This window comes from Gephyromycinifex aptenodytis (assembly GCF_012277275.1).
Taxonomy (GTDB): Bacteria; Actinomycetota; Actinomycetes; order Actinomycetales; family Dermatophilaceae; genus Gephyromycinifex; species Gephyromycinifex aptenodytis.
Map to the genome: position 1 here is coordinate 1,371,163 of NZ_CP051155.1, position 23,463 is coordinate 1,394,625.

The 23,463-nt window shown below is 65.6% G+C and carries 20 protein-coding genes and 1 tRNA gene; 7 read left to right on the forward strand and 14 right to left on the reverse strand.

The genetic code is table 11. The features are described from left to right. Window positions 1-117 precede the first annotated feature (117 nt). The 6 genes from G9V96_RS05905 to G9V96_RS05930 form a co-directional block, all read right to left on the reverse strand. Window positions 118-1,446 (reverse strand): hypothetical protein, encoded by a 1,329-nt coding sequence (locus tag G9V96_RS05905; RefSeq protein ID WP_168582206.1) that lies wholly within the window; start codon window positions 1,444-1,446, stop codon window positions 118-120. A gap of 99 nt (window positions 1,447-1,545) precedes the next feature. After that, window positions 1,546-2,673, reverse strand: a complete 1,128-nt coding sequence (locus tag G9V96_RS05910; RefSeq protein WP_168582207.1) for a glycosyltransferase — start codon at window positions 2,671-2,673, stop codon at window positions 1,546-1,548. Next, entirely contained in the window at window positions 2,670-3,965 is a 1,296-nt protein-coding gene (locus G9V96_RS05915; protein WP_168582208.1) for an O-antigen ligase family protein, read from the reverse strand. The genes G9V96_RS05910 and G9V96_RS05915 overlap by 4 nt, the downstream gene beginning before the upstream one ends. A 123-nt stretch (window positions 3,966-4,088) precedes the next feature. After that, window positions 4,089-5,045: a glycosyltransferase family 2 protein gene (locus G9V96_RS05920; protein ID WP_168582209.1), complete on the reverse strand. Its 957-nt coding sequence runs from the start codon at window positions 5,043-5,045 to the stop codon at window positions 4,089-4,091. After that, window positions 5,042-6,181, reverse strand: a complete 1,140-nt coding sequence (locus tag G9V96_RS05925; RefSeq protein WP_168582210.1) for a glycosyltransferase family 4 protein — start codon at window positions 6,179-6,181, stop codon at window positions 5,042-5,044. Before G9V96_RS05925 ends, G9V96_RS05920 begins: the two co-directional genes overlap by 4 nt. Continuing rightward, on the reverse strand, window positions 6,178-7,185 hold the full coding sequence (locus G9V96_RS05930; RefSeq protein WP_168582211.1) for a glycosyltransferase: 1,008 nt from the start codon (window positions 7,183-7,185) through the stop codon (window positions 6,178-6,180). The genes G9V96_RS05925 and G9V96_RS05930 overlap by 4 nt, the downstream gene beginning before the upstream one ends. 376 nt (window positions 7,186-7,561) lie before the next feature. Between G9V96_RS05930 and G9V96_RS05935 the strand changes: the two genes are divergently transcribed. The 5 genes from G9V96_RS05935 to G9V96_RS05955 all read left to right on the forward strand — a co-directional run bounded on the left by G9V96_RS05935 (window position 7,562) and on the right by G9V96_RS05955 (window position 12,974). Then, entirely contained in the window at window positions 7,562-8,383 is an 822-nt protein-coding gene (locus G9V96_RS05935; protein ID WP_168582212.1) for a heparin lyase I family protein, read from the forward strand. A 264-nt stretch (window positions 8,384-8,647) separates the two neighbouring features. Further along, complete coding sequence (locus G9V96_RS05940; RefSeq protein WP_168582213.1) at window positions 8,648-9,892, forward strand: AMP-binding protein; 1,245 nt, start codon at window positions 8,648-8,650, stop codon at window positions 9,890-9,892. Next, on the forward strand, window positions 9,889-10,830 hold the full coding sequence (gene nadE, locus G9V96_RS05945) for an NAD(+) synthase (protein ID WP_168582214.1): 942 nt from the start codon (window positions 9,889-9,891) through the stop codon (window positions 10,828-10,830). The genes G9V96_RS05940 and nadE overlap by 4 nt, the downstream gene beginning before the upstream one ends. Before the next feature lie 34 nt (window positions 10,831-10,864). Further along, window positions 10,865-11,107 (forward strand): hypothetical protein, encoded by a 243-nt coding sequence (locus G9V96_RS05950; protein WP_168582215.1) that lies wholly within the window; start codon window positions 10,865-10,867, stop codon window positions 11,105-11,107. Window position 11,108: 1 nt separating this feature from the next. After that, window positions 11,109-12,974, forward strand: coding sequence for an asparagine synthetase B family protein (locus G9V96_RS05955; RefSeq protein WP_168582216.1), 1,866 nt, complete (start codon window positions 11,109-11,111; stop codon window positions 12,972-12,974). Between the two features lie 73 nt (window positions 12,975-13,047). Here the strand turns inward: G9V96_RS05955 and G9V96_RS05960 are convergent, their stop codons facing one another. The 7 genes from G9V96_RS05960 to G9V96_RS05990 form a co-directional block, all read right to left on the reverse strand. Then, window positions 13,048-14,589: a sugar transferase gene (locus tag G9V96_RS05960; RefSeq protein WP_168582217.1), complete on the reverse strand. Its 1,542-nt coding sequence runs from the start codon at window positions 14,587-14,589 to the stop codon at window positions 13,048-13,050. A 239-nt stretch (window positions 14,590-14,828) separates the two neighbouring features. Beyond that, window positions 14,829-15,428, reverse strand: coding sequence for an aminoacyl-tRNA hydrolase (pth, locus tag G9V96_RS05965; RefSeq protein ID WP_168582218.1), 600 nt, complete (start codon window positions 15,426-15,428; stop codon window positions 14,829-14,831). Between the two features lie 30 nt (window positions 15,429-15,458). Continuing rightward, the gene (locus G9V96_RS05970; protein ID WP_226913515.1) at window positions 15,459-17,015 is read right to left on the reverse strand and encodes a sugar transferase; all 1,557 of its coding nucleotides are present in this window, start codon (window positions 17,013-17,015) and stop codon (window positions 15,459-15,461) included. A 302-nt stretch (window positions 17,016-17,317) separates the two neighbouring features. After that, complete coding sequence (locus G9V96_RS05975; RefSeq protein WP_168582219.1) at window positions 17,318-17,995, reverse strand: 50S ribosomal protein L25/general stress protein Ctc; 678 nt, start codon at window positions 17,993-17,995, stop codon at window positions 17,318-17,320. A 242-nt stretch (window positions 17,996-18,237) separates the two neighbouring features. Next, the gene (locus G9V96_RS05980) at window positions 18,238-19,218 is read right to left on the reverse strand and encodes a ribose-phosphate diphosphokinase (RefSeq protein ID WP_168582220.1); all 981 of its coding nucleotides are present in this window, start codon (window positions 19,216-19,218) and stop codon (window positions 18,238-18,240) included. Further along, window positions 19,215-20,393, reverse strand: coding sequence for a bifunctional UDP-N-acetylglucosamine diphosphorylase/glucosamine-1-phosphate N-acetyltransferase GlmU (locus tag G9V96_RS05985; RefSeq protein WP_168582221.1), 1,179 nt, complete (start codon window positions 20,391-20,393; stop codon window positions 19,215-19,217). Before G9V96_RS05985 ends, G9V96_RS05980 begins: the two co-directional genes overlap by 4 nt. A gap of 118 nt (window positions 20,394-20,511) precedes the next feature. Beyond that, window positions 20,512-20,590, reverse strand: a tRNA-Gln gene (locus tag G9V96_RS05990). A gap of 204 nt (window positions 20,591-20,794) precedes the next feature. On the opposite strand from G9V96_RS05990, the gene G9V96_RS05995 reads away from it, so the two are divergent. Beyond that, window positions 20,795-21,436 (forward strand): TetR family transcriptional regulator, encoded by a 642-nt coding sequence (locus tag G9V96_RS05995; RefSeq protein WP_168582222.1) that lies wholly within the window; start codon window positions 20,795-20,797, stop codon window positions 21,434-21,436. Between the two features lie 54 nt (window positions 21,437-21,490). Here the strand turns inward: G9V96_RS05995 and rfbA are convergent, their stop codons facing one another. After that, entirely contained in the window at window positions 21,491-22,375 is an 885-nt protein-coding gene (rfbA, locus tag G9V96_RS06000) for a glucose-1-phosphate thymidylyltransferase RfbA (protein ID WP_168582223.1), read from the reverse strand. An 88-nt stretch (window positions 22,376-22,463) separates the two neighbouring features. Between rfbA and rfbB the strand changes: the two genes are divergently transcribed. After that, entirely contained in the window at window positions 22,464-23,462 is a 999-nt protein-coding gene (rfbB, locus tag G9V96_RS06005) for a dTDP-glucose 4,6-dehydratase (protein WP_168582224.1), read from the forward strand. Window position 23,463 lies beyond the last annotated feature (1 nt).

The following is a 23,463-nucleotide window of genomic DNA, read 5'->3' on the forward strand; positions in this document are numbered from 1 at the left end:
GCCTCCTGGTCGGTGGGCTCTGGAGGTACCGATCCTCGACTGCCAGGGCGACATCAGCAAATCGGCCTCTGCCCCTGGGCTGTGCCGCCCTACCTTCGGATGGGGCGGCGAAGACGATCAGGGCGCCGTCTGCTGTCCCCGTTTCCACGACCGGTTGTCTCGAGGAGTCGACCTCCGCGTGCGGGCACCCTCATTCGCGACCAGGACACCAGACACCGGGCTCACCGCGTCGAGCACGTCAAGACCACGCTCCAGATCCCTCTCCCGCGAGGTGCGTTGGCTGTACACCAGTACGGCCGCACTGGCGTGATCCAAGAAGCAGGTCGCCGTAGCGAGGTGCTCAATCGGCGGCAGATCGATCACGGTGAACTGCGCCTCCCCTTGTCCACTGCGTAGCGTCTCGCGTACCTGCGACGCGACGAAAGCTCCTTCGCTGCGCAGGTCCAACACCCGGATCGGCGCGTGATGCGCGGACTGGATCAGCGCGGCGCGGCCCGTCGGCAGACTGCCCAGTTCAGAGGTGACAGCTCCTCCTCCGGCGAAAGATTCGACGCGTCCGCCAGCCGCACTGGCGTTGACGAAACACACCTCGTGGCCACGCTCGGCCAGAGCCCGGGTCAGGGCCATGGCCGTCGTACTCGCTCCTACGCCCGCGGCGGTGCCGGTAACGGCGATGACCGGGTGACCAGCCTGATCGAGCTGGTTTTGAACGGCCAGCGCAAGGCGGTGGGCCGCCACCGACACCTGGCGTTCGTGCTGGTCGGCCTCGACGCCGCCAGGCACGGTGGGCATGACCGCGATCACGGGGGTGTCCATCACCTGCGCGACATGGGCCGGTGTCTGCACGACAGGGTTGCGCCGGGTCAGCAAGGCGCTAGCCACCAGACCGACAACCATCCCCAGGATTGCCCCGAGGAGGCCGGAGGTCAGCAGGCCACGCAGGGAGCGCGCCGGAGCCACCCGCGGGCCGTCGATGGCGACGAAACTGGTGGCTGCCTCGGGAGGGGTCCGGTTCTCTTGGGAGACCTCTTTGAGGGTGGTGGTGAGTTCCTCGGGTAGCACCCGTAGCACCGCCCCCACCTCTTCAGCTGAATCCCCGGTCGCTGTGACAGTCATCACTACCGTGTCGCGGGCGCGGGACACACTCAACGAGCTGGCCAAGGCATCGGGGTCGCGTTCGAGGTCCAGCCGGTTGGCGATCCGTCGCGCCAACCGCGTCCCGGTGACGAGCTGTTCGTAAGAGCCCATCCGCATTACGCCGACCGTCATCTGCTGCACCGATGCCGAGTCAGCCAACGGGTTCACCGCATAGATGCGTGACTGACCGGTGTAGCCGCGGTCCTGGGACAGCGCGGCCGCCCCGCCGAGCATTCCGCCCAGCAGGATCGAGGTCAGCACCACAGGCCAGTAGCGCCGCAGCACGGCAAAGTAGTCCCCTACGTTCATGTCTCTCTGTCGCCCCCTGGACCGAAGTCCCTCGTCATCACTCGGAGATCCCCGCGTGCACGGCCCCCGTTGGTCCGTTTCTCCAGCCTCATCAACTTCTCACGCACCCACGCACTCGTCGTAGATCCGTTCCAGTCGCTGCGTCTGCCGGCTGAGGTCGAAATCGCGGGCGATCCTCGCCCGACCCGCCTCACCCATTCGTCGCGCCATCTGGGTGTCTCGAAGTAAGAGTTCCATGTGCGCGGTCAATGCGTCCATATCGCCCACCGGAGCCAGCAGGCCGGTGACCCCGTCCTGCACCGCCTCGGGCACACCGCCTGTCGCATAGGACAGCACCGGCACCCCGTTCTGGGCAGCTTCTAGGAAAACCAGGCCGAGCCCTTCATCCCATCCCGCTGCGGTGGGTTGCGATGGCCCCACGAATAGCGTGCTGTCAGCCAAGGTGGCGGCCACTTCCGCCGGAGACACCCGGCCGTGAAACCGAACCCGGCCTTCGATCCCGTGTGCCAGGCGTTCGAGCGAGGGGCGCAGGCTGCCGTCGCCGAGGATGTCTACCTGGGCTTCGTCTCTGAGTTCGCGCGGCAAGCGCGCGAACGCCTGAATGAGGTGGTCGACCCCCTTGCCTTCTTCCAGCCGCCCTACGAACACGATCCGGGCAGGCCCCTGCCGGGGCCCTTCGGGTGGCGTCGGTGCCGTGGGCAGGGCCGGGATCCCCAGGTAGTGGACTCGCACCTTGTCCGCGGGAGCACCCAAGGCTTTGATTCGCCCGGCGATGAAGTTGGAGACCGGCAGTAACACGCTGGCTTGCGCAAAGACCTCCGCCAACTCACGTCGATAGCGCCCGTCAGTGTCGCGGCGGGGGGCGGCGGTCGCGTCGTACCCGTGGAAGGTGACGATGAAGGGAAGCTCGAGGCGGCGCACGATGCGGCGGCACTCGGTGGCATCAGTACCGAAGTGCGCGTGCAGCAGGCTGGCGTCGTGGGAGCGCAAGAACGTGTCGTACACCCCGGCGTAACCCGTGCGTCGTGACAACCGGCCGAGTTTGCGGCCGAGGCGGTTCGCCGGGAACGGTGCACGGTCGGGCACGATGCCGAGACGGTCGTCGACGGCCGTCAGACCCAGGGTGAGGGGACGCCACCTGTCCAGGTGGGTAACGTGGTCCCGAACGAAGGTCTCGGATGCCGGTAACCACTGGGAACGCCAGATGGCGGCCGTGGGATGACTCACCGGTGATTCCTCCTTGTGTTGAGTGCCCCAGTCGGCGCCACCGCCGGCGAGGCAGCCGCGCTGCGGCGACGATGAGGCGCCCGGGGATATTCACGCCCCGGCCCGAACAGGGCGCCAGCGGCGATCACCCACATGATCAGGGCAACCGCCGAGCGGACCCCCAGCGCGCTGAACGACAGCACTGAGATCAGCGCCACGACCGAGGAGATGATGAATCCCTCGTCCGCGCGGCGCCGGAGACCGATCAGGATGCACGCGACCAGGAGCCCGAAATACAGCAACGCTGTAGGCAACCCGACGTCCAGGATCATCATGAGGAAGGAGTTCTCGAAACTCGACTCCAAGCCTCCGTTGGCCGCGATGGTATAGCTGGCCCCGGTGCCACCCCCGGACCACAGATAGCGCGGCAGAATCTCCACGAAGTACTCCACCGCGGCGACCCGAGCTTCGGTGGAGTCGTCTGCGGTCGCGAATCGCTCCTGCACGCCTGCTAGCAGACCGGCCGAAACGACCAAGGCCGCCGCCACCCCGGCGACACACCACATCACCGAGCGAACCGGGCGTGACATCCGCCCGCGCAGCAGCACATACCCGGTGGCCAGGATCCCGACCCCGATCCCGAAACGGGATTCGGTGACGACGATGCCGGCCAGCGCCAAGGAGACCACGGGGATCGAGAGCCACCAGCGGCGCACGCTGACCATCAACGGGATGACGCAGGCCAACACCATCGACAACACCAGCGGGTGGTCGAAGGTCGCCATCCAACGGATGTCGCTGCGTCCGTACCACTCTTGTTGTGAGAAAGCGCTCTCAAAGAACAGCACCCGGTTAGTCGCCGACTGGGCCAAGGCCAGTACCGCAGTCGCGACCCCCAGACCGGCAAGCGTCCAACGGATTGTCTCGATTGAGCGGGGATTCTCGACCAACAGCGCCCCGACACTGAACAGGGTCACCAGGGGGATGAAGGTCTGGTCCAGGACGAAGCCGAGCGCCGGGGGCCCGCCTGTGACCAGTAGTGCGTGCAGCAGCCCGGAGAGGACGACGCCGACAGCCACCACGACGAGCTCAAAGCGTTCGCTGAGGACCCGCGACAGGCCGGCGCGATGATCCAGCAGCACGATCACTGCGGCCCATAGGGCCAGGAGCGAGCCCGGGTGCAGGGAGAAGCGGGCCAGTTGCAACGTGCTGACCACCAGCACCGAGGGGATGAGCCCGTGCAGAAGAAGTCCGAGCATGAGCAGCGTCATCGGTCTACGCCGCAGCAGCGCGGCGCACGCTAGGGTGAGCATTACCGCCAGAAGGAACCGCAAGGTGGCCCTCCCTGGTGTGAACGATGGACGGTGTGGACTCGACCTGTCATTCAGAATAGGGCAGGTCGGACATAGCCAATTGTGCTGATGAGCACGCTGGGCTCAACGCAACCGGGAGCGCCAGCGCCCCACGGTTCGACGCAACCGTTCTCTGGACTGCTCATCCAGGACACCCCATAGGGCTCCCTTCATCAGCAGCGCAGCAGGTGCTCCGCGTCGCAGAGCCGAGGCCAACACTCCGGCGATCTCCGTGCTGCGGTGTTCCCCGGCCAGACCGGGAACGACATAGGTCAGCACGAATACGTCGTAGGCATTCATCGAACGCCCGGCCAGATTCTCCTGTGCCCAGCGCCGATCAACGTCGGGGCGGTGTTTACCGGAGAGAGAGGCACCACTCTCGCGTCGCTGATCGATGACGCAGGCGATGTCTGGGACGACCAGAAGCGCCGTCCCGGCGTCGATGACCCGGAGCAGCCATTCATAGTCCTCCCACCGACGCAGGCTCAGATCCAAGGGATATGCCTGCAGGATCCACCTCGGGATCAATAGCGAAGGGGTGCACAAGGACCGACGAGGAGCCCGGGCGAAGCCTGGCGGCGGAAATAGGTAGTCGGCGAGCAATTCGCCTGTCCGCGGGGGGCGGTCCGGGGTCAGAACCGAACCCTGGGCACCTTCCAATCGCGAGCGTCCCGCAACGATAGTCACTTCTGGCCTAGGGCAGTGCGACCAGGCGTCCAGTTGTGCTGCCAGACGATCCGGGGTCCAGGTGTCATCGTCGTCCAGCCAGGCAATCAATTCACCAGTTGCAGCGGCGACACCACACATCCGGGCCGCGCCGGGTCCGTGCGGTCCCTCGTTGCAGATGACGCGTACTCGCTGATCGTCGAACTCCGGAAGGTCCTGCACCGGGTCCGCGCGGTCGACCACGACGATGGCCTCCGTCACTGGCGCGCTTTGGGCCAGGACCGAAGCGACGGCTCGGCGTAGCTCGTCCTCGCTGCGCAGAATCGTCGGAATGACGGCGGTCACCGAGGGCCAGGAGCGAGTCGGTGCGTTCATGAGGCTAGTGAGGTCCACAGCTGGACCAACTCGCCACGCCACGTCTCGACGTCGAACTGCGTCGAGGTTTGCCATCCAGCCTGCCCAATACGAGCCGCCGCCTTCGGCTCAGACAACTCGGTGAGTGCCTCCACGAGAGCGCTCACGTCGCCGGGCGTCACGAGCAGACCGTTCTCTCCGTGACGGATGACCTCTCCGATTCCGCCGACGGGGCAGGTCAGCACCGGCACACCGTGACTCATCGCCTCCAGCAAAGCCATCGGCAGGCCTTCTTCGTAGCTGGGCAGCACGAAGGCATCGGCCTGATCCAGCAGCCGGGCGCGCTCTGCAGGGTCGATCCAGCCGGGGAAGACCACTTGGTCCTCGACCCCTGCGCGGCGCGCAGCGAGCTTGGCCTCTTCGATCTCGCCGTCTCCAGCCAGGGTCAGCACCGTACGCATGCGCAGTTCACGGGGTAGCCGCGCCAGCGCAGCGATGAGATCGTAGGTGCCCTTCCGCTGACCCAACCGGCCCAGGAACAGCAGTTGGAACGGCGCATCGCTACCCCGCTCAGCTCGTTGCGGGGCTGGCCGCAGCGGCACGGGGTTGCGCAACACGATGACCTGGTCCGGGTCCAGATCGAACATCTCGACATACTCGCGTTTGAGGCCCTCCCCCAGCACGATCCACCGTTGGGCCGAAAGCCCACGCCGAATCGCTCGCTGGGTCAGAGCTGAACAGGAATCGAACCATGCCTTGAAACCGTGGCTGTGTGCGTGCAGAACGGTCGGTACCCCGAAGGCCTTGGCCATGCGCAAGACCACAACTTTGCGCGCCACGCTGCCCTTGTATGACATGTGCACATGCACGACGTCCACGTTTCGGGCGCTCAGACGGGCTGCCAGCCGAGCCAATCCGGACGCGCCCACCTTGGCGCGATCGGCGGCGTCGGTGTCCCGGTAGGTCGTGATGTGCTCGAGTTGCACCTGCGGCCCCATTCCCCGCAGGGAGAGCGCCATCACGCTGGCCATACCGCCGCGGCTCTGAGCAGAGGCGGGTGCGGATCCGACGAGGCAGACCCGGAGGGGACGCACGGATACATCCTCGATGAGGCGGGTCTGGCCCATGCTGTTGGGGAGGCGCTCTGCGAGCTTCATGCCGCGACGTCCTCGCTGCCGCTGCTCGGCACGGAGCGATGTCCGGTGTGCAGCGAGAACGGCGGGGCGGTCACGGCGATCACTCCTTTTGAGCGCGCTTCGAGCGCGTCACCTGCGGTCAACGCGTCGGCATCGCGACTGACCGCGAGGCCGCGGCCATGGAGCTCGTCGGCGATCATCCACTGGTGGTCGTCGATGTGTTCGCCACGCGCGGCGACCCGCGGCAGCAATACGGGGCATCGTCCCGCATCGAGAATCTGCAGACATGACCCCACGCCTGCATGGGCGAAGACCAGGTCTGAGTCCCTGATCGCTGCGCTCAAGTCAGCGGCGGGAACAAGGAAACGACCGTCGAGACCCAGGTCGGCCACCGGGGTATCCCCCACCTGCCACAGGACGGAAACATCCGTAGCTGCCACCTCGGCCAGGACGCGCTGAACTGCATCGACGGCACGACGGTACGGATACCCGCGCATGGTGCCGAGCGTGACAACAACCCGGTTGATCCCAGCGCCGCTCGGCCTGACCGCTGAGTCCCGAGTGAAACTGTCAAACACCGACCCTTGGTAGGCCCACGGGCGCTCTGCCCACCGCTCGTATTGGGCGTAAAGGTGGACACCGGGCACCTTGGTCATCATTCGGCCGGTCAAACTCGGCCCTTCGACGCGGGCGGAACTCTCCACGTAATGACATTCGATGCCAAGGCTTCGGGCCGCAGTGAAGAACGGAATCGCAATAGCCGAACCTGTGGAAACCACAGAGGAGAATTGCCCACTTTTGAGGATGCGGAAGGCTTGCGGAAGGGTGACCAATGCCTGCTTAGCCCCTCGTGGCGGTATCCGCGGCACATAGTGGACCTCGCGCCCCGCCAGCAGGGAGCTCGACTGCTGGTCTTCGAAGGTGGCATAGGCCACCCGGTCAGCAGTGGGTCGAAGCCGCGGCTCCAACCGATGCAATTGCTCCAGATGGCCGCCTGTTGAGGCGACCAAAAGACGTCCGGACATCAGTAACTTTCCTTCCACCCCGCATGTTGACAGCGCTGCGCCGCGCTATATACGACCCCCCGGCCGACGAACAACCATCTAGAGCAGACGACTGTCCTGATGTGCTGTCCAAGTCGACTGTACAGGACCGTCGGGCCCCCTCCAATGCCTCTCGAAGTCGGCATAGACACATCGCACCTCTTGGCTGAACGACCCCGCCGTCGCTGTTAAGCAAAGCCTTTCAGCCCGGTTGGGGCTCCGATCTGCGCTAGCTGAGCGCTGTTCGTGCAGCCGTTACTGCTGCGCACTCACGCCGACGCTCCTGCGGCCGATGGAACAGGTACTCCCTGGCCACGCCACTCCCGGCCTCTCCCGCAACAGTGGAAGAGAAGTGCTCATGTTCTCAGTCCTATCCCGCTCCCGCACCACCCGCCTGGCGACCTCGCTCGCTCTGGTCGCCGCTCTCGGCGGCGGCGCCGCCGCCACCCTGCCCAGCTCGGCCTCTGCCGCACCGGCTGCCGCCACCAAGGCCGCGGCCGCGGCCACCGCGCCGAGCTCCCGATTCAGCGCCTACAAAACCCACGCCTGGGACGGACAGCAGCCCATCGTCGGCGCAGACCAATGGGACTTCGTCCTTCCCGCGACGAAGTCGGCGCCGGATCGGCGTCGTAGCGAACTGTGGTGGGCTCTTGACGGCGCGGCCGTCTCCTATAGCGAGGGCGACGTCGCCACCTATCAGGCTGAGGTCACCGCCAAGCTCGGGCAGGCCGCCAACGAGCGCGGTCAGTGGCACGTGCTGTGGCAGCTGCTCGGTACTACCAACGGCCAATGGAAAGGCCCGTCGATCGCATTGACCGTCGCCGACGGGCAGTTGCGCATCACCGGCGGAAACGGCCATGAGGGACATAACCCCGGCGCCGGCCGCGTCTACAGCTGGGCCAACGACTTGGCTCCCTATGTCGATGGACGCACCTATCAGGTGAAGATTCAGGACTACCTCAGCTCCGACCCTAACAGCGGTTGGATCAGTGTCTGGGTGGACGGCAAGAAGGTACTCGACCGCTGGAGGCCGACCTCACGCACCGGGTTGCGCCCAGGCACCTTCTACCCCGGAAGCTCTGAGGTGTATTCCCGCTCAGGCCTGTATCGAGGTTCAGACCGCACCAAGACGCCGACCTACCAGCAAAGCGCCCGCCACACGAAAGTCCTGATGTCCTAAGCCACGCCCAGCGCAGATGGGGGGTAGCGCCGCGGCCTACCCCCCATCTGTAAGCGCGAACGCATACAACGGGTCACTCGTTCAGGACGGCCGGTCCGATAATTGCCCTACGATGTCCCCTGGGAACGTCGATCACTCGGTGATCGGACGTTAAGGGGCTTCGTCATGGGGGGATCTCCTAATGACATGCCGTAATGCCTGCTGAGGGGCAGCTATGCGGGCGCGCATGCCGCGGGGAGGAAGAACGTGGACAACAGGCACATCGTGACAGCGAGCGATCCGGCGCTCGCGCAGGGGCTCGCGCAGTACCAGGCCGCAGCAGAACGTGAGGAGTCGATCCTCGTGCGGCCGTCCCAGGATCACCCGGGCTTGGCACAGGTCGTGCACATGCTGCAGCCGCGTTCGGCTCTGCCGCTGCTCGTCACCGATTTGCGGGGGAACTCGCAACGGTTGCTCGCCGAGCAGGACGGCGGGAGCATTGAGCGCGAACCCACCTTGGCTTTCTTCACTTCCGGCTCGACCGGTTCACCGAAATGTGTTGTCTACACCCGAGACACCGTCGATGCGCACGCGGGCGCTATCGCCGCAGCGCTAGAGCTGGCAAGGAAACCCCAGCGCCGCTATTTCGCCTTGACCCCGCCCGGCTTCGCTTATGGGCTCAGCATCGTTAACAGCCACCTGCACAGTGGGGTCGGCGTGACCTTCTGCGAAAGCGATTGGGGACTGAACAGCCTGAACAGTGCCATCGCGGATGTTGAGGCGGCCGACGACATCGCACTTTATCTTTTGCCGCAGCACGTTCCGCTCGTGTTGAGCGCTCCCCTTGAGCACGAGCGGATCTCCCGCTTCATCGTTGCGGGCGGGCGCCTGTCAGGGTCGGCTGCGGCGGCCCTGGCCGAACGATGCCCCGGCGCCCGGCTGACCAACATGTACGGCCAGGCGGAGCTCGGCCCTCGCCTGTCGATGTGGCAGGGGCCGCTCAACGAGTACGTGGAGGGATTGATCGGGGAGCCGCTACCGGGGGTAGAACTCGAGCTGCGGGCTACCGAGCACGAGCACGCTGATGGAACAGAAGCCTCGGAGATCCTGGCCCGTACGCCGTTCGCCATGTCATGGGCGCTGCCCGCCCCCTACGACACCCCCGTTCCGGGGCCGACGCCGCGGGCGAGCACGGGAACTCGCGATCTGGCGATCCGCACCCCAGACGGTTCGCTGGTTCACCGTGGACGCGCTGACCACGTCCTCAATGTGGCCGGAACCAAGGTGGACATGCGCCGCGTTACGACGATGGTAGAGCAGGCCTTCACCCCCATCATCGTGCGCGCCGACTCCAGACCGGCCCGCGTCGGGGGCGACATGGTCCCGGTCATAGAGATCATTCCCCAGCCTGAATTCCCGCTGAAGAAGGCCGACGTCAAGCGGCTGCTACACCCTGAATTCGGGGCGCTGGTCGCCCTGTTCGAGATCCACATCGTGGATCGCCTACGTTTGAAGGAGAGCGGAAAGTGAAGGCAGAACTGCCTACCCGAAAGACCTGGCTCAAGGATGAAATCGACCAATTGGGCCGAAGGGGCGCCCTCGTACAACTCTCTGGCGGAATCGACTCTTCCGTCGTGCTGCACCTGTGCGCGCAAGCCCTCGGGCCGGACAAGGTCGTAGCCCTCTACCTGCCTGACTCCTCCACCGGACCGGAGACGAAGGAATTCGTCGACGCTGCCGCGCAGAGCGCCGGCGTGGAACTGATTGAGCAGTCGATCGCCTCCGCCATCGATGCTCAGTGCCCCCGGGAAGAAATCACCCGCATCATCCGCACCTACGCACCCGAGTACGACCCCAGCACCCACGCCTACTCGGTCAACGCTTCCCAGCGGATGGCCAAGCGGCTCGGGGCGCTGGTCTACCAGGTCGTCATCGGCCCTCGGCACGGGCAGGCCGACACGGTGCTGCGGGTATCCGTGGAGGATCTGCGGGCGATCATCGCCTACCAGAACCGTAAGCAGCGCACACGCATGACCTTTGCCTATGCCGAGGCCGAGGCACGCAACTTCGCCGTCATCGGGGCCTCCAACGGGGACGAGCTCGACACCGGCTTCGTCGTCAAGTACGGCGACGACGCGGCTGACATCTGCGCTATCGGAGACCTGGCCAAGCCCGAGGTCTACGCCCTTGCCCGTGAGCTGGGAGTTCCCGAGCAGATCATCGCTCGCCCACCCACAACGGACACCTTCGCCCTGGAGCAGACGCAGGAGGATTACTACTACTCCCTGCCTGCCGACCTGCTGCGCATCCTGGGCACTATGAGCGACGAAGAACTGGCTGATGACGCTGTTCTGACGCCCTTGCTCGACCAGGCCCCCGGATGGAGTGTGGCCTCGCTGCGCCAAGTGGCCGTCGGCCTGCGGGCGCTGTTGCGCTACCAGCGCACCCGCAGCCTGCGCCTCAGCTGACGCCCCGCCCACCTCACGACGAGAAAGAGAAGTTATGAAGGACGACTGGAACACCGTCAAAGACAACCTGATCGAGAACGTCTTCTACGCCCACGACGCCCAGGCTGTCGCGGACTCCAAGGACCTGGCCGCCGACGGTCTGCTCGACTCGCTGTCCATCGTGGCCATCTTGGAGGTACTCGCTGACTGCGGCGCCGACGAGGAAGCACTCGATGAGGCGCAAGCTACGGACTTCGCCAACTTGGCCACCATCGAGTCCCTGTACTCCCGGGTCTGACATGTGTGGGTTCGCCGTCCTCGTTCATGACCGTCCGCACCTCTCACCGGACCCCGACCCCCAGGTCGCCGTTGCGCTCGCGCGCCGCGGTCCGGATGTCACAGCGCAGTACACCAGCGACCGCCTGGTCGCCGTGTCCTCACGTTTGACGCACTGGGAGGAAGGCGCTTCGAGTCAGCCTTATGTGGACGAGGACGGCGGAGCCGCCGTCTTCAACGGCGAGATTTACAACCTGCAGGATCTGCTCGATCTGATCGCCCGTCCCGACGCATCGGAAATCCAGGCGGTCTACCTTGCGGTGCGGGATCACGGGCTGGAAGCGTTGCATCTGATCGACGGCCAATTCGCCGCTGTGGTCGCGCTTCCCGACGGCCGCACGATTGCCGTCCGGGACCGCTTCGGCATCGCGCCGCTGTACTACGGGCGCGGTGCCTCGGGTTGGGTGTTCGCTTCCAACCTCGATGCTTGGTCGGCGCTGGCCCGCACCGACACCGCGCCGAGTCAGCCTGAGCAAGAATTGGACCCCGCCGGGTTGGCCTCAATCCTGACCGAGTGGGCCCCGGTCGCCGATCTGACGCCGCTGCGCGGTGTACAGCAGTGCCAAGCGGGCGAATTCCTCGTTATCGAGGATGGTTCGTTGACCACCCGCAGCCTCTGGTGGAGCCCAGCCCTCCTGGAGAGCGCCGCCAGCAGTGACGCTGCGGACGCGCGGCCGCCCACACCGGATGAGCTGGCCGACCTTTTGGGCCGCTTGCGCGCCTCGGTCCGAATCCGGTTGCGTTCCACCACACCGGTCACCTGTCTGCTTTCCGGCGGTGTCGACTCGACCCTGCTTGGGGCACTGGCCCGCGATGGTGGGGCGCGCGGCGGGCTCGGCCTCTACCTGGAGGGCGATGAGGTGGTCCGCGATCGTCAACGGCAGGTTGCCGAGACGGTCGAGATGGACCTACAGCAGCACCAACTCGATGCCGTGGCCGCGGTCACCTTGCTTGAGGAGTACGTCCAGACCCGCAAGATGCCACTGGTGCGCCTCGGCCCCGTCGGCATGATGTCCTTGGCGCGCTTCGCGCGCAGCCAGGGCATCCGTTCGGTGATCTCTGGCGAAGGTGCCGATGAGCTCTTCGGCGGTTATGACTCTGCGCGGATCATGGCGGCCCGCGCCGGCGCGCTGGGCCCAGTCTCTTCGCTGCCGTGGAGTGATTTCGGCCCACCCGAGTTCGGCGCCGAACGCGGCCCGCGGTGGGCGCGCGCTTACTGGCGCACCATCATCGCACTGTCGGCCCACACCGGCGCACGGCGCAGTGATGTCATCTCCCCCGTCGCTGATCTGATTTCCCCGCAACTGTGGCAGCAGGTAGAACGGCTACGCGATAGCGCCCCCACACCGGTCACGGTCCAGGAGCGTCGCCGGCACGACCTCAGTGGTCTGCTGGCCTCCTACCTGCTGACAGTTCAAGGCGACCACGCTTGGTCTGAGGAGGGCGTCGAGCTTCGACCGGCGTACCTGGCCACGCCGGTCGTCGAGTGGGCGTTGAGCCGCGACCCGGTTTCCTTCGTCAGCGTCGCTGAAGGCAAGACACCCCTTCGTGACCTCATCCGCACGCTGGCGCAGCAGCGTCCGGGGCTTACCGAGCTCGGGTTCGCCAAAGCCGCGTTCCGAGTGGATGCCTCGTTCTTGCTGCAAGACGAGCGGGCCGGGCGCAGATTGCGTGAGTTGGCGTCGCGGGCACCGCAGACCTATGTGCAGACGGAGGCAGTCGTGGATCGGATCGACACCTGTCTGGCCGCCCGTAACTGCAGCGAGGCCGAGTCGATGCTCTTCCTGTTCACTGCCTCACTGGGGGTTCTGGCAGCGCCGACCTCGTAACCGGCGACCCCGGAGAGCGTCGCTGGTGTCAGCGTGCCGACCCAGCCTCTCCGGGGGCGCCGAGGACGCGAGCTCAGTACGCGCCGGATCCCCCGGTGACGGCTCGGAACGTCCGGAACAGAATGTGCAGATCCCCGATCGGTGACCAGTTGTCCACATAGCGCAGGTCGAGCCGCAGAGATTCTTCCCAGGACAGATCGCTACGCCCACTGACCTGCCACAGTCCGGTCATTCCGGGGCGTACGTGAAGCCGGCGCAACGCATCCGGCTCGTACTGCTCGACCTCGCGGGCCAGCGGTGGCCGCGGCCCCACCAGAGACATGTCACCGATGAGCACGTTGAGCAACTGCGGCAACTCGTCGATCGAGTAGCGGCGCAGGATCTTGCCGACGCGCGTCACCCGCGGGTCGTCCTGCAGCTTGAACAGCACGCCGTTGCCCTCGTTCTTGCGTGCCAACGCCGCCAGACGTTCTTCGGCGTCAACGACCATCGTGCGGAATTTGAAGATCGAGAACAGTTCTCCGCCCACCCCGACGCGTTGTTGACGGAAGAACACCGGGCCCCGGTCGGTGACCTTGATGGCGATCGCCACCGCAATGAGGATCGGAGAAAGCAGGAGGAGCAGCACAAAGGCCAGGCTTCGGTCCATCGCCTGTTTCAGGAATACCGCACGCCGAGCCGCTGCGGGGCGCTCGATGTGTAGCAGCGAGAGGTTGGAGGAAGGCCGGATCGAGAGCCGGGGGCCTGCCACGTCCAGCAGCCCGGGAGAGACGATGAGGTCCATACCGCGCTCTTCCAAAGCCCAGGCCAACCGGCGCAGGGCCTTGCCCGCAAGGTCGGGGTGGGAGGCGACAGCGACGCATTCGGCGTCATACAGGTCGGCGGCAGCCACCGCGTCCCGCGGGCGGCCCATCACCGGCACACCTTCGATGCTGCCGGTGGCTTCCCAGTCGCCATCCAGCCCTGAGGCGCAGACGGCGACGGGCTGCAGGCCTTGCAGCGGTTCGGCTGAGATGCTGCGAATCAGCGCAGCGGCGGCGTCCGCGCGTCCAACGACGATGGTTCGCTGCATGAGGAGACCCTGGGAGCGCCGCGCCATCAGCCACCGGCGCATGAAGCGCCGCACCAGCAGACCTCCCAGGAGCAGCAGCGGCAGCAAGATTCCCACGTAGGTTCGGGCCAGCAGCACGTTCGCGACGAAGGCGGCGATTGCCAGTGCGGCGAGTACGCCGACCACTGCCCGGCCTACCGCGCGATACTCCTCTACGGAGACGCCGAGGTAGCGCCGTTCATAAGCGTTCGACATTGCCAGCGCAAGGACCCAGGTGACTGGGATGGCGGCGCTGAGTAGTACATATCCGGGGGTAAGGCCGTCCCCGAAGCGAAGTACCGAGGCCAGAACCGCACCCAACACCCCGACGAAGACATCCCATCCGAGAACACGGGCGAGGTAGGCCTGCGCCCAATCTTCCGAGCGGGACCGACGGGCCACAGCCTGAGCTCCCCCCAGCGAAGGGGCGAACGGGATGTCGCTGGAGGCGACCTTGACGCGCTCGGTGGCACGGGGTCGCTCGTGGCGTCGGCTCCGAAGCTCGACCTTCTCATCCGCTGACATTCTCCGCCTTCCGACGACCGTGAACCCGCCCCGTCGATACCCGAACTCAGGCACCTGGGGCGCCCGGACGCATCGTGAACAACTCAGACGACGCTTGGTATGCAGCCCGGCGCGAAACCCCCTCGACCCGCGCCAGCGCAATCCCTATGTCGCTCAACGCGATTCGGGATGCCTGCGTTTCGATTCTGTCACAGCAGTGGAGCCTGCCCTAAATATAGGAGCCTCCAGAAGGGGTGCGTCTAGGCCTGCGCAGGGGCATGGAAGCGCTGCTGAGCACTAGTCAAACCCACCTCGACCAGCGCTTCTACTGCATCTGCCGCTGTGTCAATGAACATTGGCAGAACCTTTCGTTCAGTTGCCGAAAAGTCCTTTAAAACGAAGGCAGCCGCGTCCATCCGACCTGGGGGGCGTCCGACGCCCACCCGCACTCGGTAATAGTCGCGGGTCCCAAGACTGGCGCTGATCGAACGCAGTCCGTTGTGCCCTCCTTCGCCCCCGCCGCGTTTGAGACGCACAGTGTCGAAGGGGACATCCAACTCGTCGTGCAGCACGATCAGATGTTGCGGTTCCAGGGAGTAGTAGGAAAGCAGCCCAGCCACCGGGCCGCCGGACTCGTTCATGAATGACGAGGGAACCGCCAGGATCGCTCTCGGTCCGGGGGCCCCGCCGGGGCCTACCCCGAGGCGCACGGTGGCCACCGACGCACGGCTCTTGTGCCGTGCAAGTTGGCCGCCATGGCGGCGGCACAACTCGTCAACGACCATTGCGCCGACATTGTGGCGATTGCCGCGATAACCCGGCCCAGGATTGCCGAGCCCTACGACCAGCCAAGACTCCATGACGTCAGCTTACGAGACTTCGACGCGGCCTCAGTACGCCCCGGAACGCCCGAGCACCGCACGCACCGTGCGCACCAGAATCCACAGATCCAGCATTGGTGACCAGTTGTCGACGTACCTCAAGTCCAAGCGTAGGGACTCATCCCAGGACAAATCGCTACGGCCGCTTACTTGCCATAAACCCGTCATCCCGGGCACCGCATGCAACCGACGAATCGCGTCGGGCTCATACTCCTCCACTTCCCGCGCCAACGGCGGCCGCGGACCCACAAGGGACATTTCACCGCGCAGTACGTTCAGCAGCTGCGGGAGTTCATCGATCGAGTAGCGCCGCAGGAAGGCGCCGACTCGGGTGATGCGCGGGTCGTTCTTCATCTTGAAGAGCACTTCATTGCCCTCGTTGCGGGCAATGAGGTCGGCGAGCATCTTGTCGGCGCCCTGGCGCATCGAACGGAACTTGTACATATCGAAGAACTCACCACGGACACCGACCCGCCGCTGCCGGTAGAAGACCGGGCCGCGGTCGTCGAGCCAGATAGCGACGGCAACAACGAAGAAGACCGGAGAGAGCCCCAGCAGCAACAGCACAGCCGCTACCCGGTCCATCGCAGTCTTCAGCAGTACAGCTCGGCGCGTGGAGGCCGGCCGTTCGATGTGAAGGAGAGCCAGGTTCGTCGAGGGTCGGATGGACATTCGAGGGCCGGCCACGTCGAGCAGGCCGGGGCTGACGAGCAGATCGACCTGACGCTCATCAAGGGCCCAGGCCAAGCGGCGCAGAGCATGCCCGGACAGATCCGGGTGTGAGGCGACGATGACGGCCTCGGCCTCCATGAGGTCGACGACCGCGACGGCATCCCCGGGTTCGCCGGCCATCGGCACCCCCTCGATACTGGGTGCCTGGCTCCACGGGCCGTCCAGTCCGGAGGCACACACCGCCACCGGCACCAGTCCTTGATCGATGTCGTCCTTGATACTGCGGATCACCCCGGCTGCGGCGTCCACCCGGCCCACCACGACAACACGCTGCGCCATCAGTCCTTGCCGACGACGCCGAGCAACCCAGGTGCGCAAGGTCTTGCGCACGAGCAAACTGCCGATGGCCGCCAGCAGGATCCCCGTGCCGACAAAGATCCGGGACAGTTGCGCGGACAGGGTCAAGGCGATGATCGCCAGCAAGGCCAGCATCAACACGGATCCGCGGCCCACCCCGCGATACTCCTCGCCACCGGGTTGCCCCAGGTTGCGTCGTTCATAGGCGCCGCCCAGCGAAAGCGCCAGCACCCACAGCAGTGGGAAGGCCAGCGTCATCAGGTCGTAGCCGAACTTCAGGTCAAATTGGAACTTGAGCACCGCCGCGCTGAGCGCGGCGACGAGCCCGCTGAGCGCGTCCAGCGCCACCATCCGCCGCAGGTAGCGACGGTTCCACGGCGCAACACGTTCACCCTCACGGGGCGGTACATGGAGCCGAGGCGCCAGCGGATCGGCCACCGGCGGCAACTCGAGTCGGTGGCGGGGTTCACTGCGTCGCGTGCCCAATCGCGTCTTAGGGGTGTGCGTTTTTGTGCGGTGCGGGTTGAGGACCGTCACGGATTCCTCCCAGTACAAGGGCGCCTGCGAACGTATCTTCAGAAGCCCCCCGGCCTCCGTCAGCAGACGAATGATGTTACTTAAGGTTACCTAAGTTATGGAACGGCCGTCCAGGACGCTTGCCCACCTGGCGACCACACCGAGGCCCAACCTGTTAATGGCCGCAGCGGGTTGCTCTGCGCGAGAGGCACACTCGAGACCTGAACGACGTTCGGCCCCGTCTTGGTAACCAAGACGGGGCCGAACGAGAGTTCATGATGGGCAGCTGCGGCGACCTCGGTCAGCCCGCAACACCCGCAGGCTTACTCAGCGTCCTCGGAGGACTCCTTCTTCTCCTCGTCCTCGGAGTCAGCGCCCTCGGCGCGTTCCTCGTCAGACTCGTCCTTCTCGATGCCGACCTCGGCCTCGGCCTCGGCCAACTCGGCCTCAAGGGCCTCTGCCGAGATGGCCTGGGTGACGTTCACGACGAGGAGCTCCTCGTCGCTGACCAAGGTCACACCGCTGGGCAGCTTGACCTGGCCGGCCAGGATCTGAGTTCCGGCCTCGACGCCGTCGACGCAGACCTCGATACCTTCCGGAATCTTCGTGGCGTCGGCCTCGACCTGCAGCGAGGAGTTCTCCAGGGTGACGACGGTCTCCAAAGCAGCCTCACCGACAACGGTGACGGCGATGTCGACCGTGACCTTCTGGCCGCGACGCACGACGACGAGGTCGATGTGCTCGATTACCGGCTTGATCGGGTCGCGCTGCACGTCCTTGACCAGGGCGAGCTGCTGGGTGCCCTCGATGTCGAGGTCGAGCAGGGCGTTCTGGACCTTGACGGCCAGCATGGTCGCGTGACCAGGCAGGGTCAGGTGAACCGGGTCGGTGCCTGATCCGTATAGAACGGCTGGGATGTTGTCGGCGCGGCGGATACGGCGGGCTGCGCCCTTACCGAACTCGGTGCGCCGGGTGGCGGCGATGACGGGGTTGTCGCTCACAGCGAACTCCTTGACGGGTGCGGGGCGATATCGCCCTCCGGGTGAAACCTCAGCAGTGGCCTAGGCGTGGGGCGCAACACAGACGGCGCGCACCCGAGATACCAGGTGCCACCGCGTCGATCACAGCTCGCAACACTGCTATACGCCAGTGTCGCGGCCCTCGCCGAGGCAACCGGAATAGTCTACCCGCGTGGGGTGGCTGCGCCGAATCGAGCGCCAGTAGCCGGGTTCGACCCAGGTCCTCAGAACGCGGGGTCGAACAGGCTCGTGACCGAACCGTCTTCGAAGACTTCGTGAATGGCCTGACTGATCAGCGGCGCGATCGACAGTACGGTCAGGCCCTCGAACCGGGCGGTCTGCGGGATCGGCAGCGTGTTGGTGACGATGACCTCGCGTGCGACGCACTCCTGTAGGCGCTGCACGGCGGGGCCGCTGAAGATCGGGTGCGTTGCGGCGATGACGACACTGGTCGCGCCGGCCTCCATCAGCGCATCGGCAGCCTGGACGATCGTGCCGCCGGAGTCGATCATGTCGTCGACCAGGATGCAGGTGTGCCCCTCGACGTCGCCGACGACGCGGTTGGCCTTGCTCTGGTTCGGACGGTTGATGTCGCGCGTCTTGTGGATGAAAGCCAGCGGCGCGTCATCCAGGCGCTTGCTCCACTGTTCGGCCACCTTGATGCGGCCCGCGTCGGGAGAGACGACCGCGAGGTTCTCATCCCCGTACTTAGAGGCCACGTAATCCGAAAGGATCGGCAATGCCTGCAGGTGGTCCACGGGCCCGTCGAAGAACCCTTGGATCTGGGCGGTGTGCAAGTCGACGCAGATGAGGCGATCCGCACCGGCAGCCTTGAACAGGTCTGCCATGAGTCGGGCCGAGATGGGCTCACGGCCGCGGTGCTTCTTGTCCTGTCGGGCATACCCGTAGAACGGCAGAACCACGGTGATCCGCTTGGCCGAGGCGCGTTTAAGCGCGTCGACCATGATGAGGTGCTCCATGATCCATTCGTTGATCGGAGCGGTGTGGCTCTGCACCACGTAGGCGTCGGAGCCGCGAACGCTCTCCTCGAACCGAACGTAGATCTCGCTGTTGGCGAACTCATAGGCCGTTGTCGGCACCAGGTCGATTCCCAGGCACTGCGCCACCTCTTCGGCGAGCGCAGGATGTGCGCGCCCCGAGAGGATCATGAGGTTCTTCTCGGACGCACGCTTAATGCTTGTCATGCCTGACCCATCATGTCGGAGCTGTCTGTGCTGCTCTGTCCGGGCTGACCGGTGAGCGTGGTGAGAGCGCTCACGCACGCGCCTGCGTCGATCCTAGCGCCCTGAACGTCGACGAACGCCGACACCTGCGCCTCTGCGCCCACCTGGGCGCCGGGCCGAAGGTGCACGAACGGCCCCACGCTTGCCCCTTCGCCGATGACAGCCAATTGAGCCTGGGTGCGAACCACTCGGGCCCCGGCCCCCACCTCCACATCACCGAGGGTGACATCAGGCCCGATGATGGCGTTCGCACCGATGGTGGATGCGCCGAGAATCTGGGTGCCCGGGAGCACGGTGGTGTCCTGACCGATGCTCACGTCGGCGTCGATCCAAGTCGTGGCCGGGTCGAGCACACTCACCCCGGCGCGCATCCACGATTCGATGATCCGGCGATTCATCTCGGCACCCATCCGAGCCAGTTGCACTCGATCATTGACGCCATTGGTCTGCCATAGGTCGTCGCAGACGTAGGCCGCCACCCGCCGGCCCTGGGTGCGTGCGATGGCGAGAACGTCGGTGAGGTATTTCTCTCGTTGCGCGTTCTCGGTGCTGACCTGGCTCAGGGCGGCCCGTAGCAGCGACGCGTCGAAGGCGTAGATCCCGGAGTTGATCTCGCGGATGGCGCGCTGTTCCTCTGTGGCGTCTTTCTGCTCCACGATGCCGAGAACCGCGCCGGTCTCATCGCGCAAGATGCGGCCGTACCCGGTGGCGTCCTGCACCACCGCCGTCATGACGGTCGCCCCGTTACCTGAGGCTTCATGTTCGGCCAGGATCGCTCGGAGGGTCGAACCGGCCAGCATCGGGACATCGCCCGAGGTGACCAGGACCGTGCCCTCGAAGTCGGCTGGTAGCGCCGCCAGACCACACTCGGCAGCCCGCCCCGTGCCGGGGATTTCATCCTGATCGGCAACGAGCGCGCCGGGGAAGAATTGTTCGATATGCGCCGCCACAGCGTCTCGTTGGTGGCGGACGACCACGACCAGGTGAGCCGGCCCGCATTCGCGCGCTGCGACCAGCGCATGCCCCAGGAGGCTGCGCCCGGCAATCGGGTGCAAAACCTTGGCGAGGCTGGACTTCATCCTTGTTCCTGCGCCTGCGGCGAGGACGATGACAGCAGCGGGACGTGAGTCGGTCACGCGAGAACCCCCGATTTGGTGAGCAAGAGGTGGCCAGGAGCCGGCAGCGGCTCATAGGACACCCCGCATGCTACCCGCGGGCGGGCGGGCCTCCCGCGAGATCGCGGAGGCAAAGCAGCTCCCCGGGTAGGAATCGAACCTACGTCGCTTGTCCTGATTCAAAGTCAGGCGGGCCCTACCAGCAGACCAACCGGGGAACGTGGACCTACCCCGGGTGGGGGCGAGGACCGTTGTGTCCAGGATAGTGGACTGCCAGAGTGAAAAGGCACCGGCCATGGGCTGCCCCCATCCCCGCCCCGCCGTGCGCCAGCAACCACGCGATCAGCGCTGGCCGCACCGCGCTGGTGCCGCCTCGCATTCGCAGCGGGCGGACCCCGGTGGAGACACGGCAAGATGGAGCTATGACATCGAAGGCGTCCACCGGCGGCGGCCGTTCCCGCATGACGGGTAAGCAGCGCAGAGAGCAACTGCTGGGGGTCTCGCGTCGTCTGTTCGCCGACAAGGGCTATGAGGGAACGACAGTGGAGGAGATCGCGGCCAAGGCCGGAGTCTCCAAGCCCGTTGTCTACGAACACTTCGGGGGCAAGGAAGGGATGTACGCGGTCGTCGTGGACCGCGAGATCCAGGCTCTACTCGACGCCATCACCGGCGCACTCAGCGAACGCATCCATGCTCGGCTTCTGCTCGAGCAAGCAGCCCTAGCGCTCCTGGACTACATCGAAACTTCACCTGAGGGCTTTCGCATCCTCGTGCGCGACTCGCCGACCGGCCAATCCACGGGCTCGTTCGCCTCCCTCATCAGTGATGTGGCCAGCCAGGTCGAGCACCTGCTGGGCGCGGAGTTCAAGATCCGTGGGCTGGACCCCAAGACCGCCCCCATCTACGCCCAGATGCTGGTCGGAATGGTGGCACTCACCGGCCAATGGTGGCTGGACTCCCCCAAGTTCAAAAAGGCCGATGTGGCAGCACACCTGGTCAACCTGGCTTGGAACGGCCTGACCGGGCTTGCTGAGAAGCCCACCTTGCGCGGCCCCTCCAACTAGCACCCGGAGCTGAGCGCCGACCGCGAGGCCGTGACCGGCACATGCCGCCCCCACCTAGCGCGGCTGAGCCTGTCTGCCCGCAGCCAAGAGCGCATGCAGATACGCGCCGTACCCGGACTTGGCCAGCGCATCTGCGCGCTCGGCCAGCCCTGCATCATCGAGGAAGCCCATCCGCCAAGCTGCCTCTTCGGGGCAGCCGACCTGTAGTCCTTGCCGCGCCTGAATCGTCCGCACGAAGTTCCCGGCGTCGTTCAGCGCGTCGAAGGTGCCCGTGTCCAGCCAAGCCGTACCGCGTGGCAGAACCTCGACGCGTAGCCGATCCTGCGCGAGATAGGTCCGGTTGACGTCGGTGATCTCGTATTCGCCCCGCGCGGACGGTGCTAGCGAACGCGCGATCTCGACCACATCGTTGTCGTAGAAATACAACCCCGGGACTGCGTAATTGGACCGCGGGTGTGCGGGTTTCTCCTCGATCCCCAGGACCACTCCGTCGTGGTCGAACTCCACGACGCCGTAGGCGCTGGGCTCCGCCACCCAGTACGCAAACACCACTCCCCCGTTCAGCCCCCGCACCCGCGCCAGTTGCGTGCCCAGGCCTGGCCCGTAGAACACGTTGTCGCCCAGGACGAGACACACTTCGTCAACGCCGATGAAGTCGGCGCCGATCGTGAAGGCTTGCGCCAGTCCGTCTGGGCTGGCCTGCTCGGCGTAGACGATGTCGATGCCGAACTGCGACCCATCGCCGAGTAAACGGGCGAAGCCTTCTGCCTCGTGGGGTGTGGTGATGACAAGGACCTCGCGGATGCCCGCCAGGATGAGCGTCGAAAGGGGGTAGTAGATCATCGGCTTGTCGTAGACCGGCACAAGCTGCTTGCTGATGCCCTTGGTGATGGGATGCAGCCGCGAGCCGGTGCCTCCGGCCAGGATGATGCCTCGCATAGCGCCAGTCTGTCGCATTGCGGGCTCCGTTCGTAACAAAGGGGAGCCGCGGATCAGAGAAGGCGAATAGTCGCCGTACGATGACGGCATGTCGAGACTGCTCGTGACCGGCGGTGCCGGATTCATCGGCTCAAACTTCGTCCGCCAGGTGCTGGAGGTCTCAGACGACTCCGTCACTGTGCTGGACAAGCTCACCTACGCCGGGGACCGGCGCACCCTGGAGGGACTGCCGCCGAACCGGGTGGCCCTGGTCCAGGCGGACGTGGCCGACGCTGATCTGGTGGACGAACTCGTCGGGGCGCATGACACCGTCGTCCACTTCGCCGCCGAATCACACAATGACAACTCGCTACGCGACCCCTCGCCGTTCATCCGCACCAATCTCATCGGCACCTACTGCCTTCTCGAGGCGGTTCGTCGGCACGAGAAGCGCTTCCACCACATCTCCACCGATGAGGTCTACGGCGACCTTGAGCTGGACGATCCTGAACGGTTCACAGAGGCCACCCCGTACAACCCCTCGAGCCCGTACTCCTCGACCAAGGCCGGCTCAGATCTGCTTGTGCGAGCGTGGGTTCGCTCCTTCGGCGTTCGCGCCACCTTGAGCAACTGCTCCAACAACTACGGGCCGTATCAACACGTCGAGAAGTTCATTCCACGTCAGATCACCAACATCCTCGATGGCCAGCGTCCCAAGCTGTACGGCCAGGGACTCAACGTGCGCGACTGGATTCATGTGGACGACCACAATGCGGCGGTGCTGCGGATTATCGAGGCTGGCACCATCGGGGAGACCTACCTGATCGGGGCCGACGGCGAGCAGTCCAATAAGGATGTCATCGAGCTCATCCTGGAGCTGATGGGGCGAGAGCGGGATGCGTACGAGCACGTCACTGACCGGGCAGGTCACGACCTACGGTATGCGATCGACGCTTCCCGGCTCCGCAGCGAACTGGGTTGGCAACCGCGCTATGCGGACTTCCGTTCTGGACTGATGCGCACCATCGAGTGGTACGAGGCTAACGAAGCGTGGTGGCGCCCCCACAAGGCTGCCACCGAGGCCACGTATGCCGCCGCACGTCAGTAAG